This window comes from Pseudomonas endophytica (assembly GCF_001411475.1).
GTDB lineage: Bacteria > Pseudomonadota > Gammaproteobacteria > Pseudomonadales > Pseudomonadaceae > Aquipseudomonas > Aquipseudomonas endophytica.
On the sequence record NZ_LLWH01000002.1, the window covers coordinates 57,884 to 70,522 of the forward strand.

Sequence of the window (12,639 nt, forward strand, 5' to 3'; positions counted from 1 at the left end):
ATAGCATGATCGTTCGTCCTGTACGCAGTAGCGATTTACCGGCCCTGATTGAGCTGGCCCGTAGCACGGGCACTGGCCTGACCACCTTGCCGGCTAATGAGCAGCGCTTGTTGCACCGTGTCAGTTGGGCTGAAAAAACCTTCCGTGGCGAAGCCGAGCGCGCCGATGCGGACTACCTGTTCGTGCTCGAAAATGACGACGGCAGGGTGGTGGGCATTTCTGCGATTGCAGGCGCTGTGGGTCTGCGCGAGCCTTGGTACAACTTCCGGGTTGGTTTGACGGTCAGTGCGTCTCAGGAACTGAATATCTACCGCGAAATTCCGACCCTGTTCTTGGCTAATGACCTGACGGGTAACTCTGAGTTGTGCTCATTGTTCCTCAATGCCGATTACCGCACGGGCCTCAATGGCCGCATGCTGGCTAAAGCACGAATGCTGTTTATCGCTGAATTCCCTGAGCTGTTTGGCAGCAAAATTATTGCTGAAATGCGCGGCATGTCAGACGAGAAGGGGCGTTCGCCCTTCTGGGAAAGTTTGGGTCGGCATTTCTTCAAAATGGAGTTTAGCCAGGCCGACTATCTGACCGGCGTCGGCAACAAAGCCTTTATTGCTGAGTTGATGCCCAAGTTCCCGGTGTACACCTGCTTTTTGTCCGAAGACGCCCGCGCAGTGATCGGCAAGGTGCATACCGACACCGAACCCGCCTTGAACATGCTGAGAAGTGAAGGTTTTAGCTATCAAGGCTACGTCGATATTTTTGACGCTGGCCCAGCCGTGGAGTGTGAAACCACCAAAATCCGCGCTGTGCGCGACAGCGAAGCGCTGGTGCTGGCCATTGGCACACCGGGCGATGACGCCACCACTTACCTGATTCATAACCGCAAACGCGAAGAGTGCCGCATTACCGCCGCTGCGGCGCGATGGGCTGCGGGCACGCTGGTGGTAGATAAACACACCGCCAAGCGTCTGCAATTGAGTGCAGGCGATCAGGTGCGCGCCGTACCGTTATCTGCGCAGCCAGCCGCTTCTCGGGAGTCCAAATAATGAGCACGTTGTACATCGCAGGCGCCTGGCACAACGGTCAGGGTGAAACCATTGAATCGCTGAACCCGGTAACCCAGCAGGTGCTGTGGACCGGCAACGCTGCCAATGCCGAACAGGTGAGTGAGGCCGTTAAGGCTGCACGTCAGGCATTTCCTGAGTGGGCCAAGCGCTCATTTGAAGAGCGCCTCACGGTGCTCGAAGCCTTCGCTGTGAGCTTAAAAAACCATGCAGACGAGCTGGCCCGCTGCATCGGTGAAGAAACTGGCAAACCTCTGTGGGAGTCGGCCACCGAAGTGACCAGCATGATCAACAAGGTTGCGATATCGGTACAAAGCTATCGCGAGCGCACCGGCGAAAAAAGCGGCCCGCTGGGCGATGCTACCGCTGTTTTGCGGCACAAACCCCATGGCGTGGTGGCGGTTTTTGGCCCGTACAACTTCCCTGGGCACTTACCTAACGGGCATATCGTCCCGGCCTTGTTGGCCGGTAACAGTGTGGTATTTAAGCCGAGCGAACTGACCCCCAAAGTAGCCGAGTTGACGGTCAAGTGCTGGATCGAAGCCGGGTTGCCAGCGGGTGTCTTGAATCTGCTGCAAGGCGCACGTAAAACCGGTGTCGCGCTGGCGGCGCATGCAGGTATCGACGGGTTGTTTTTTACCGGTTCGAGCCGTACTGGCAACAGCCTGCATCAGCAGTTCGCCGGTCGCCCAGAGAAAATTCTGGCATTGGAAATGGGCGGTAATAACCCGCTGGTGGTTGAGCAAGTGGCGGACATGGACGCTGCGGTTTACACCATTATTCAGTCAGCCTTTATCTCGGCTGGGCAGCGTTGCACCTGCGCCCGCCGCTTACTGGTGCCGCAAGGTGCTTGGGGCGACCGTCTGCTTGAGCGTCTTGTCGAGGTCAGTAAAACCATTGAAGTCGGCGCTTTTGATCAGCAACCCGCGCCCTTTATGGGCTCGGTCATTTCCCTGCAGGCAGCGCGTGACTTGCTGGCGGCACAGTCGCTGTTGATCGACAACGGTGCGCAGGTGCTGCTGAGAATGACTCAGCCGAGCATGACCTCGGCGTTGCTGACGCCCGGCATTATTGATGTGACGCACGTGAGTGAGCGTTCCGATGACGAATTCTTCGGGCCGCTGTTGCAGGTCATTCGTTACACAGATTTTGCGGCGGCAATGGTTGAGGCCAACAATACCGCCTTCGGGTTGGCCGCGGGCTTGTTGTCAGACTCCGAAGCGCGCTATCAGCAGTTCTGGCTTGAAAGCCGAGCCGGGATTGTGAATTGGAACAAACAGCTCACGGGTGCTGCCAGTAGCGCGCCGTTTGGCGGCGTCGGCGCGTCGGGCAACCACCGTGCCAGTGCTTATTACGCCGCTGATTATTGTGCGTACCCGGTCGCGTCACTTGAAACGCCCAGCTTGACGCTGCCCGCCGCATTGACCCCAGGCGTGCGCCTTTCGTAACTGCTGTCCTTCGTAGGAGCTGCCGCAGGCTGCGATTTTTAAAGTCATAAGATCGCAGCCTGCGGCAGCCCCTACGGGGTGTTGCAACTTGTGTATTACCACCGTTTGCCGGAGCCTCACCGATGAAATCCTTTGAAGTCAACTTTGACGGTCTCGTGGGGCCGACCCATAACTATGGCGGCTTGTCGTTTGGCAATGTTGCCTCCCAGAGCAACAGTCAGCAGGCTTCCAACCCCAAGGAAGCGGCCCTGCAAGGTCTGGACAAAATGAAAGCGCTGATGGACATGGGTTTTGTCCAAGGCGTGCTGGCCCCGCAAGAGCGCCCAGACGTCGGTGCCTTGCGCAGCTTAGGCTTTAGCGGTACTGACGCCGAAGTGATCAAGCGTGCCGCGAAAGAGGCGATGCCACTGCTGGCGGCCAGCTGTTCGGCCTCAAGTATGTGGGTGGCCAATGCGGCCACTGTCAGCCCAAGTGCCGACACGGCGGACGGGCGTGTACATTTCACCGCCGCCAACCTTAACTGCAAATTCCACCGCAGCATTGAGCACCCAACCACCAGCCGAGTACTGAGCGCGATGTTTGCTGATCAACAGCACTTTGCGCATCACGCGGCCCTGCCTGCGGTGGCGCAGTTTGGTGATGAAGGCGCGGCGAACCACACCCGTTTTTGCCGTGAGTACGGCGAGGCGGGGGTTGAGTTTTTTGTCTACGGACGCAGTGCCTTCGACAGCCGCTACCCTGCACCACAAAAGTACCCGGCCCGTCAGACCCTTGAAGCGTCACAGGCCGTAGCTCGGCTGCACGGTCTGAGTGAGGAGGGCGTGGTGTTTGCCCAGCAAAACCCGTCGGTGATTGATCAAGGCGTGTTCCATAACGACGTGATCGCGGTGGGCAATGGCGAACTGTTGTTTCATCACCAAGATGCGTTTCTGAATACCGAACACATGCTCGACGAGTTGCGTCGCAAGCTGGCCGCGCGCGGCGCACAGTTTCAGTCCATCAGCGTGCCGCGTGATCAAGTGGCGGTCGATGATGCGGTGCGTTCTTACCTGTTTAATAGCCAGTTGTTGAGCCGTGCTGATGGCTCGATGTTGCTGATCGTGCCCGAGGAATGCCGTACCAATCCACGTGTTTGGCACTACCTGCAAAGCCTGACTAGCGCAGGTGGCCCGATCCGCGAAGTGAAAGTCTTTGATCTCAAGCAGAGTATGCAGAACGGCGGTGGTCCGGCGTGCTTGCGGTTGCGTGTGGCGCTGAAAGAAACGGAACTGGCGGCGGTCAATCCAGGGGTTATTATGACGGCCCCGTTGTACGACACGCTGACCGGCTGGGTGAACAAGCACTATCGCGATGCCCTGCGTGAAAGCGACTTGGCAGACCCGCAATTGTTGCTTGAATGCCGGACGGCACTGGATGAACTGACGCAAATCCTTAAACTGGGCTCGGTTTACCCGTTTCAGATCAATTGACCCCCGTGCGCGTTTGCCCATTGCAGACGCGCCACCTGATTTATTTATGAGAGCGAAATTATGAGCGATTCCCTGCAGCTAATCCTTGAAGACACTGATGGCACGCAACTGCAAACCTCCTGCACCCGCGTTGCGGTCATGTGGCAGGGTAAAGAGCTGTGGATCCAGCAAGACGGCCGCGGCCAGTTGCTGATTGGCGTGGACGTAGAAGAAAACGATGCTGAATACGCCAACCTGTTGCTGCGCCCATTGGCGACTAACCTTGTTAGTCTGCAACTGGAAATGGAACCGGCTGACATGAGTGACGAAGATGGCGAAGACGGTCACGTGCATGGCCCGGACTGCAATCACTGATTAAGGATGCACTATGCTCGCTCTCGGCAAACTGCTTGAACTAACCTTGGCCGGACGTGAACCGACCGAGAAAACTCAACTGACTGTCGATGGCGTGCGTATGCGCTGGCTGGCCGAGGGTGCGCTTGAGGTGCGCCCTCCTCAAGCGCACGACAACGGCATGGACGTGCTGTTGTCGGCCGGCATCCACGGTAATGAAACGGCGCCGATCGAGTTGCTAGATCGCCTGTTGCATGCCATTGCGCGTGGCGAGATTAAGCCGCGAGCCCGAATTCTATTTTTGTTCGGTAACCCCGGTGCTATGCGCACGGGTGCGCGGTTCATCGAAGAGGACCTCAATCGACTGTTTAACGGCCGCCATGAAAACAGCAGCGGGCCAGAAGCCTTGCGCGCCTGTGAACTAGAGCATTTGGCCGAAACCTTTTTCAATCAGCCCGATCGCGGGCGTTTGCATTTCGACCTGCACACGGCCATTCGTGGTTCGAAGATTGAGCAGTTTGCGTTGTATCCCTTTAAAGAAGGGCGCGCCCACTCTCGTGAGCAACTGGCACGCCTGCGTGCGGCCGGAATGGAAGCGGTGCTGTTGCAGAACAAACCGTCCATTGTGTTCAGCGCTTACACCTACGATCAGCTTGGCGCTGAAGCATTTACCTTGGAGTTGGGCAAAGCCCGGCCTTTTGGGCAAAACGATGGCGTCAATGTCGAGCGTCTTGAGTTGCGCTTAAGGCAGATCATCGAAGGCACAGAGCCTTCATTGGAAAACGCGTCGCTCGATGGATTGCAGTTGTTCAGTGTGGCGCGTGAAGTCATCAAGCACAGCGATGCTTTCATCTTGCACTTGGAGCCGAACGTCGAGAATTTTTTTGAATTGCCCAAAGGCTATTTATTGGCGCAAGACACGTCCAAAAATAGCTGGGTGATTGAAGAGGAGGGCGCACGGATTATCTTCCCTAACCCTAAGGTCAAGAACGGCTTGCGAGCGGGGCTAATCATTGAGCCGGTAAAAGCCGAGGCGTTCGCCTAAAACGCTAGCAACAAGTGTTACAAAAAAGATCACAGAGATGAACTGTAGGAGCTGCCGCAGGCTGCGATCTTTTTTTAACAATCAAAAGATCGCAGCCTACGGCAGTGCTGGTTGTGGAGCAGCAAGAAATGAGCTGTTGTTAAACCGCGCGTTTCTGCTGGATGTCCAGACGCTTGATGGCACGGATTTTCTGCAAGGTGTCGACGCAGGTTTTAGCTGCTTCTTGACCTTTGTGCACGAAGTGCTCGAAGAAGAATTTCTGATGTTCTTCGCCTGCATGGAAGTGGTGCGGCGTCAGGCTGACCGAGAACACCGGCACTTCAGTTTCCAGTTGCACTTGCATCAAGCCGCTAACCACCGACTGGGCCACGAAGTCGTGGCGATAAATACCACCATCTACGACCAAGGCCGCGCCGACGATACCGGCATAACGGCCCGTTTTGGCTAACAGCTTGGCGTGCAATGGGATTTCAAAGGCACCGCCAACTTCAAAAAAGTCGATATCGCTTTCTTGATAGCCCTGTTCCAGCATCTCGGCCAAGAAGCCTTTACGGCTCTGATCGACGATTTCTTTATGCCAGCTAGCTTGTATAAAGGCGACACGTTCGTTGTGGTGAATGGTGGTGGGTTGCATGTTCTGACTCCTGTTTGTGTGAAAAACAGGGCATATGAATCGAATGGGATTTAAGGGTACGTTTAGGTGCGTCAACAGGCCGTTAAGCCGTGTTGCTCGCCACCCAGGTACGGCCCTTAGGCGCCAATCCCGTTCTCTCTTCATCCGGACTATGACCGTCGGCCTCGGAATCACACCGAGTCTGCTGACCTTGGAGCATCTCAGCCTTAAAGCTGTTTGATGGACCAAGCGCTCGCGGGCTATACGCATTGCGCGCAATTACCGCCGGTGGGGAATTACACCCCGCCCTGAGAACGTTGCCCCCCGTATTTCGGAGCGGCGGGCATTTTGTATCACAAATGTTTCAAAGATGCATCGCTGCATTTAGCGAATAACGATCGTTTTTTTGATCCCGGTATGCGGCTATTCTTGCTCCACAAGGATTTCCCTGATGAGCCCATGGCCGAGGTTTTTTTACATGACTGTTATAGATCTGCGCAGTGACACCGTGACCCAGCCGAGCACTGGCATGCGTGAGGCCATGGAGAGTGCCGTGTTGGGAGACGATGTGTATGGTGAAGATCCGACAGTGAACATGCTTGAGTCCGAATTGGCATCGCGCTTGGGCTTTGCGCAGGCGCTGTTTGTCCCTACCGGAACCATGAGTAACTTACTGGCGTTAATGGCCCACTGTGGGCGCGGTGATGAATACATCGTGGGGCAGCAGGCGCATACGTATAAATACGAAGGGGGCGGTGCGGCGGTGCTCGGCTCTATCCAGCCGCAACCGCTGGAGGTTCAGGCGGATGGTAGTTTAGATTTGCGCCAGGTGGCTGCCGCGATTAAGCCCGACGACTTTCACTTTGCTCGCACCCGTTTGCTGGCGCTGGAAAACACTATGCAGGGTAAGGTACTGCCGCTCGAGTACTTGGCAGCGGCCAGCAGATTGACCCGCGAACACGGCTTGGCATTACATCTTGACGGTGCGCGCCTCTACAACGCCGCCGTGAAGCTTGGGGTCGATGCGAGTGAAATTACCCGCCATTTCGATTCGGTTTCGGTGTGTCTGTCCAAGGGTTTGGGAGCGCCGATAGGGTCTGTGCTATGCGGCACCGCTGAATTGATTAGCAGAGCACGACGCCTACGTAAAATGGTCGGGGGTGGCATGCGACAAGCGGGGCAATTGGCTGCTGCGGGCTTATATGCGCTGAACCATCAGGTCGAACGTCTGGCAGATGACCATGCCAATGCCCAGTTGTTGGCCGAAGGTCTGCATGCGGCCGGTTATCGCGTTGAGCCAGTGCAGACCAACATGGTGTATATACAGGTTGATGAGCAGGCCGAGGCATTAAACGCGTTTGCAGGGGCACGGGATATCAAGCTCAGCGCTGCACCGCGCCTGCGTCTTGTGACTCATATGGGCGTCAGCCGCAGTCAAATCGAGCAGACCATCGACGTTTTTAACGACTTTATCCGCCAATAAACTTGCAATCCGTCCAATTGACTATACCTATCGCACAAACACACTGTACCCAAGGCAAAGGGCCGATATAATGCGGCCCTTTGCGAGTCGTTTGTCAATTGATGAGAATTGTTTGCCTAGGCCTTAGGGTGTTTACCCGTCGAGCTTTTGAGCAATAGCCATTAATTGACACCTATGACTTGCCTCTGGCCGTAGCCTCCGTGGAAGAACCTATGAAAAGCGCAGAAATCCGTGAAGCCTTCCTTCGCTTCTTCGAGGAGCAAGGTCACACCCGTGTCCCTTCCAGCTCCTTGGTCCCTAATAACGATCCAACCCTGCTGTTCACCAACGCGGGGATGAACCAGTTCAAGGACTGCTTCTTGGGTCAAGAAAAGCGTGCTTACACCCGTGCGACAAGCAGCCAGAAGTGCGTGCGAGCCGGTGGCAAGAACAGCGATCTGGAAAACGTCGGTTACACCGCGCGTCACCACACCTTCTTTGAAATGCTTGGCAACTTCAGCTTTGGCGATTACTTCAAAAAAGACGCGATCAACTTCGCCTGGACCTTTCTGACTGGCGTTTTGCAGCTGCCTAAAGAAAAACTGTGGGTCACGGTTTACGCCAGCGACGACGAAGCCTACGACATCTGGACCCAAGACGTGGGTGTGCCAGCCGAGCGCATGATCCGTATTGGTGACAACAAAGGCGCTCCTTACGCGTCGGACAACTTCTGGACCATGGGTGATACCGGCCCGTGCGGCCCCTGCACCGAGATTTTCTACGATCACGGCCCTGATATCTGGGGTGGCCCGCCGGGCTCGCCAGAAGAAGACGGTGACCGTTACATCGAAATCTGGAACAACGTATTCATGCAGTTCAACCGCACCGCCGACGGCGTGTTGCATCCGTTGCCAGCGCCGTCGGTAGACACCGGCATGGGCTTGGAGCGGATCAGTGCGGTGATGCAGCACGTTAACTCCAACTACGACATTGACCTGTTCCAAAGCCTGTTGAAGGCCGCCTCTGAGGCGATTGGTTGCGCGAACGAAGGTCAAGCCTCCCTCAAAGTGGTGGCTGACCATATTCGTTCTTGCAGCTTCCTGATTGCAGACGGCGTGCTGCCTTCAAACGAAGGCCGTGGTTACGTGCTGCGCCGAATCATTCGTCGCGCCTGCCGTCACGGCAACAAGTTGGGTGCAACCGGTAATTTCTTCTACAAAATCGTTGCGGCACTGGTTGCTGAAATGGGCGCGAGCTTCTCGGAGCTGGTGCGTGAGCAGGCCAACATTGAACGCGTACTGAAGGCCGAAGAAGAGCAGTTCTCCAAGACCTTGGAGCAGGGTCTGAAAATCCTTGAACAAGATCTGGCTGAGCTTAAAGGCACTGTAGTGCCCGGCGACGTAGTGTTTAAGCTGTATGACACCTACGGTTTTCCGATGGATTTGACCGCCGATATCGCTCGCGAGCGCAACCTGACCGTCGATGAAGAAGGTTTTGAGCGCGAGATGGAAGCTCAGCGTGTGCGTGCGCGTTCCGCCAGCTCGTTCGGTCTTGACTACAACACCTTGGTTAAAGTTGACGTGCCCACTGAATTTATCGGTTACGGCGCAACCCACAGTTCGGCCAAGGTGATTGCTCTTTATAAAGAAGGTCAATCGGTTGCTAGTCTGAGCGAGGGCGACGAGGGTGTGATTGTTCTCGATCAAACGCCTTTCTACGCAGAGTCCGGTGGTCAGGTCGGCGATTGCGGTTACCTGCAAGCCGGTGCTGCACGCTTTGACGTGCGTGATACGACTAAAACCGGCGGTGCATTTTTGCATCACGGTGTGGTGGCAGCGGGCGGTCTGAAAGTCGGCGACACGGTTAATGCTCAGGTTGACGCTGATGTGCGTCACGCCACCTCATTGAACCACTCGGCGACTCACTTGCTGCATGCCGCCCTGCGCAAAGTGCTGGGTGAGCACGTTCAGCAGAAGGGCTCGCTGGTTGACAGTCAGCGCATGCGCTTTGACTTCAGCCACTTCGAATCGATCAAGCCTGAACAAATCAAGGCCCTAGAAGATATCGTTAACGCCGAGATTCGTAAGAACACCCCGGTAGAGACTGAAGAAACCGATATCGAAACCGCGAAGCAAAAAGGTGCAATGGCACTGTTTGGCGAGAAGTACGGCGACAACGTGCGGGTCTTGAGCATGGGCGGCGATTTCTCGGTGGAGCTGTGTGGCGGTATTCACGCCCAGCGCACGGGCGACATCGGTCTGATGAAAATCACCAGCGAAGGTGGGGTTGCTTCGGGTATACGTCGTATTGAAGCGGTCACGGGCGCAGCTGCGCTGGCTTACTTGAACGCCGCCGAAGAGCAGCTCAAAGAAGCCGCGAGCTTGGTAAAAGGCTCGCGTGACAATCTGGTCGACAAACTGTCGGCTGTGCTGGAGCGTAATCGCCAGTTGGAAAAACAACTGGAGCAATTGCAGGCTAAGGCCGCGAGCGCTGCAGGCGATGATCTGTCATCGTCCGCAGTCGATGTAAAAGGCGTGAATGTGTTGGCCGCTCGCCTGGACGGTCAAGATGGCAAGGCGCTACTGGCGCTGGTAGATCAGCTAAAGAACAAGCTCGGCCGCGCAGTGATCCTGCTCGGCAGTGTTCATGAAGACAAGGTCGTATTGGTTGCAGGCGTAACCAAAGACCTGACTGGCCAACTCAAAGCCGGTGATTTGATGAAGCAGGCCGCTGCGGCAGTGGGCGGGAAGGGTGGTGGTCGTCCGGATATGGCGCAAGGCGGTGGCGTTGATGCTGCAGCTCTGGACGCCGCGCTGGCCCTGACGGTGCCATTTGTCGAACAGGGTATCTGAAGTCCAGTACGCGCTGTCGTCTAGTGGCGGCGCGTCGTTTGAATGATATATGGGCGCCCTTTTATGGGCTGAGGCTGCTTTGAAATGGCTTTGATCGTACAGAAATTTGGAGGCACCTCGGTCGGCTCTGTCGAGAGAATCGAACAGGTCGCCGATAAAGTTAAAGCATTCCGTGAAGCTGGCAACGACCTAGTGATTGTGCTTTCTGCGATGAGCGGCGAAACCAATCGTTTGATTGATCTGGCTAAACAGATCAGCGATCAGCCGTTGGCGCGTGAGCTGGATGTCATTGTGTCCACCGGCGAACAGGTGACGATTGGCTTGCTGTCTATGGCGCTGAACAAGCGCGGCGTTCCTGCGGTGTCCTACACGGGTAGTCAGGTACGCATTTTGACTGACAGCTCGCACACCAAAGCCCGCATCTTGCAAATCGACGACCAGAAAATTCGCGCCGACTTAAAAGCAGGGCGTGTGGTTGTGGTTGCAGGTTTTCAGGGTGTGGACGAAAACGGCAATATCACGACCTTGGGCCGTGGTGGCTCAGACACGACCGGTGTGGCGCTGGCAGCGGCGTTGAAGGCTGATGAGTGCCAGATCTACACCGATGTTGACGGTGTCTACACTACCGATCCACGGGTTGTGGCAAAAGCTCAGCGTTTGGAAAAGATCACCTTCGAAGAAATGCTGGAAATGGCCAGCTTGGGCTCCAAGGTGTTGCAGATCCGCGCGGTTGAGTTTGCAGGCAAGTACAACGTTCCGCTGCGCGTATTGCACAGCTTCAAAGAGGGGCCGGGCACCCTCATTACTATCGATGAAGAGGAATCCATGGAACAGCCGATCATTTCGGGCATCGCTTTTAACCGCGACGAAGCCAAGCTGACCATCCGTGGCGTGCCAGACATCCCGGGCGTGGCATTCAAGATTCTGGGCCCGATCAGCGCGGCTAATATTGAAGTCGACATGATCGTGCAGAACGTTGCGCACGATAACACCACTGACTTCACCTTCACGGTGCATCGCAACGACTACCAGGCGGCCTTTGAGGTGCTGGAACACACGTCGCGCGCGATTGGCGCCCGTGAAGTGGTCGGTGATACCAACATCGCTAAAGTGTCGATCGTCGGCGTGGGCATGCGTTCCCATGCGGGTGTCGCCAGCCGTATGTTTGAGTCGCTGGCTAAAGAGAACATCAACATCCTGATGATCTCTACCTCCGAGATCAAAGTGTCGGTGGTGATTGAAGAGAAGTACCTGGAGCTCGCTGTGCGTTCACTGCACACCGCTTTTGATCTGGATGCACCTGCCCGACAGGGCGAGTAAAGCGTTGCTCAGAGGGCGTGGTTGATCCGCGCCCTTTGTTTTTATGATCGTTGTGGCAGCGGACTGTATCTTTTGCCATGTTGGTCAATACTAAGGGCGCAGGGCTATGTAGCTATTTAGCTAGCAGGCCCAAGCCCTTTTTTTTGCAGACTAGTTGTCCCTGAATGAAAGTGTGAGGAGAAACGTATGCTGATTCTGACTCGCCGGTGCGCAGAGAGCCTGATCATAGGCGATGGTGAAATTACTGTGACCGTGCTCGGTGTTAAAGGAAACCAAGTGCGAATTGGAGTGAATGCCCCTAAGGAAGTGGCCGTGCACCGCGAGGAAATCTACCTGCGGATCAAGAAAGAAAAGGACGAAGAACCAAGTCTTTAATTTTATTTAAGTTTTTAGTTGCATGCGGGGAAAAGGCTGGTTATTATACGCCCCGTGTTGCGGAGAGGTGGCCGAGTGGCCGAAGGCGCTCCCCTGCTAAGGGAGTACATCTCAAAAGGGTGTCGGGGGTTCGAATCCCCCCTTCTCCGCCATTATTCATGTAGCACGTTAGAATCTAGCCACTTCAGTAAGTTGTTGAATTTATTGAAAAAAACACTTGGCAGAGAGATTCAACGGTCTATAATACGTAGCTTCAAATGCACTCGTAGCTCAGCTGGATAGAGTACTCGGCTACGAACCGAGCGGTCACAGGTTCGAATCCTGTCGAGTGCACCATTTAAGAGTTAGTTGCTTCGGTAGTTAACTTGGCTTCAACCAGAGGTGATCTGGTTTAACAAACACAACTTGCACTCGTAGCTCAGCTGGATAGAGTACTCGGCTACGAACCGAGCGGTCACAGGTTCGAATCCTGTCGAGTGCACCATTTATAAGTTAGTTGCTTCGGTAGTTAACTTAGCTTCAGCCAGGGTGGTCTGGTTTAACAAACACAACTTGCACTCGTAGCTCAGCTGGATAGAGTACTCGGCTACGAACCGAGCGGTCACAGGTTCGAATCCTGTCGAGTGCACCATATACCAAGAAGCCCGCATTTAATGCGGGC

The 12,639-nt window shown here is 55.4% G+C and carries 10 protein-coding genes, 4 tRNA genes and 1 riboswitch; of the genes, 13 read left to right on the plus strand and 1 reads right to left on the minus strand.

Annotation, left to right across the window (positions count from 1 at the left end):
* Window positions 1-5: 5 nt before the first annotated feature.
* The 5 genes from astA to astE all read left to right on the plus strand — a co-directional run bounded on the left by astA (window position 6) and on the right by astE (window position 5,356).
* Window positions 6-1,043 (plus strand): arginine N-succinyltransferase, encoded by a 1,038-nt coding sequence (astA, locus tag AQS70_RS01205; protein WP_055101126.1) that lies wholly within the window; start codon window positions 6-8, stop codon window positions 1,041-1,043.
* A complete protein-coding gene (gene astD / locus AQS70_RS01210) occupies window positions 1,040-2,509 on the plus strand; it encodes a succinylglutamate-semialdehyde dehydrogenase (RefSeq protein ID WP_187331759.1) in 1,470 nt (489 codons plus the stop codon). The genes astA and astD overlap by 4 nt, the downstream gene beginning before the upstream one ends.
* A gap of 122 nt (window positions 2,510-2,631) precedes the next feature.
* Window positions 2,632-3,978: an N-succinylarginine dihydrolase gene (gene astB, locus AQS70_RS01215; RefSeq protein ID WP_055101128.1), complete on the plus strand. Its 1,347-nt coding sequence runs from the start codon at window positions 2,632-2,634 to the stop codon at window positions 3,976-3,978.
* A 60-nt stretch (window positions 3,979-4,038) separates the two neighbouring features.
* The gene (locus tag AQS70_RS01220) at window positions 4,039-4,332 is read left to right on the plus strand and encodes a hypothetical protein (RefSeq protein ID WP_055101129.1); all 294 of its coding nucleotides are present in this window, start codon (window positions 4,039-4,041) and stop codon (window positions 4,330-4,332) included.
* A gap of 13 nt (window positions 4,333-4,345) precedes the next feature.
* A complete protein-coding gene (gene astE, locus AQS70_RS01225) occupies window positions 4,346-5,356 on the plus strand; it encodes a succinylglutamate desuccinylase (protein WP_055101130.1) in 1,011 nt (336 codons plus the stop codon).
* A gap of 139 nt (window positions 5,357-5,495) precedes the next feature.
* Here the strand turns inward: astE and AQS70_RS01230 are convergent, their stop codons facing one another.
* On the minus strand, window positions 5,496-5,990 hold the full coding sequence (locus AQS70_RS01230; protein WP_055101131.1) for a 6,7-dimethyl-8-ribityllumazine synthase: 495 nt from the start codon (window positions 5,988-5,990) through the stop codon (window positions 5,496-5,498).
* A 127-nt stretch (window positions 5,991-6,117) separates the two neighbouring features.
* Window positions 6,118-6,289: riboswitch (FMN riboswitch) on the minus strand.
* Between the two features lie 158 nt (window positions 6,290-6,447).
* On the opposite strand from AQS70_RS01230, the gene ltaE reads away from it, so the two are divergent.
* The 8 genes from ltaE to AQS70_RS01270 all read left to right on the plus strand — a co-directional run bounded on the left by ltaE (window position 6,448) and on the right by AQS70_RS01270 (window position 12,609).
* Window positions 6,448-7,452, plus strand: a complete 1,005-nt coding sequence (gene ltaE, locus AQS70_RS01235) for a low-specificity L-threonine aldolase (protein ID WP_055101144.1) — start codon at window positions 6,448-6,450, stop codon at window positions 7,450-7,452.
* A gap of 212 nt (window positions 7,453-7,664) precedes the next feature.
* The gene (gene alaS / locus AQS70_RS01240; protein WP_055101132.1) at window positions 7,665-10,283 is read left to right on the plus strand and encodes an alanine--tRNA ligase; all 2,619 of its coding nucleotides are present in this window, start codon (window positions 7,665-7,667) and stop codon (window positions 10,281-10,283) included.
* 84 nt (window positions 10,284-10,367) lie between these two features.
* The gene (locus AQS70_RS01245) at window positions 10,368-11,603 is read left to right on the plus strand and encodes an aspartate kinase (protein WP_055101133.1); all 1,236 of its coding nucleotides are present in this window, start codon (window positions 10,368-10,370) and stop codon (window positions 11,601-11,603) included.
* A 186-nt stretch (window positions 11,604-11,789) separates the two neighbouring features.
* Window positions 11,790-11,978, plus strand: a complete 189-nt coding sequence (csrA, locus tag AQS70_RS01250) for a carbon storage regulator CsrA (RefSeq protein WP_003175645.1) — start codon at window positions 11,790-11,792, stop codon at window positions 11,976-11,978.
* A 61-nt stretch (window positions 11,979-12,039) separates the two neighbouring features.
* Window positions 12,040-12,130 (plus strand) — tRNA-Ser (locus tag AQS70_RS01255).
* 107 nt (window positions 12,131-12,237) lie between these two features.
* A tRNA-Arg gene (locus tag AQS70_RS01260) sits at window positions 12,238-12,314 on the plus strand.
* Between the two features lie 71 nt (window positions 12,315-12,385).
* Window positions 12,386-12,462: transfer RNA gene (locus AQS70_RS01265), tRNA-Arg, on the plus strand.
* 70 nt (window positions 12,463-12,532) lie between these two features.
* Window positions 12,533-12,609: transfer RNA gene (locus tag AQS70_RS01270), tRNA-Arg, on the plus strand.
* The last annotated feature ends 30 nt before the right edge of the window (window positions 12,610-12,639 follow it).